At 34.0% G+C, this 592-nt stretch carries 1 protein-coding gene; it reads right to left on the bottom strand.

The window, feature by feature from the left end:
* Nucleotides 1–592: MFS transporter (locus ACFIO3_RS15890; RefSeq protein WP_375704796.1), on the bottom strand; the 592-nt coding region annotated here is incomplete at both ends.

The raw sequence follows: 592 nt of genomic DNA, 5'->3' as shown, positions 1-592 counted from the left end.
AATAAAAGCATAAAGAAATATAAGGAACTTTAATAAAAATAGACAACATCTCCTTAGCTTCACAAATGAGAGAATTCACTTTATTTGGTTTTTTCTCCCCCTTCAAGTCATCAAGAAAAAACAAACCAAATAGTGTTGTCATCAACATTAAAAACGCCGCGATATACCATATATATTGGCTTGAATAATCAGCAAAATATGCACCGATTAAACTGAATATAAACATGCCGATGTAATTATATTGAGAGCTCGCTCCCAGCACTTTTTTAGTCGATGTCACTTTTGCTTTTGCATATTGAACAAGTAAAGCATTATAAGCCCCCGCAATCAATGTCAGTGATAAGGCATTAAAAGATTCTGCTAAAAGAAAACCGTAAAAGCTTGTAGAAAATCCCATGAGACATAGCCATGTAGCAGCAAAAGCCGCTGCCAAAACAATCGATATTTTATAACTTTTTCTATCGGCAAAATATCCCAGAGGAACATCTGTAACCATCATAATAAAAGCCTGAAACGACTTAATGATCCCGATATCAATAAGAGTTAGCCCTTTTTCAAGCATATAAAAGACAATAAAGGCACCTGTTAAAAT

The sequence above is a fragment of the Bartonella sp. AD328YNZD genome (genome assembly GCF_042196425.1).
The sequence above is the reverse complement of the archived record's forward strand: the minus strand, read 5'-3'. Positions and strand labels throughout refer to the sequence as shown.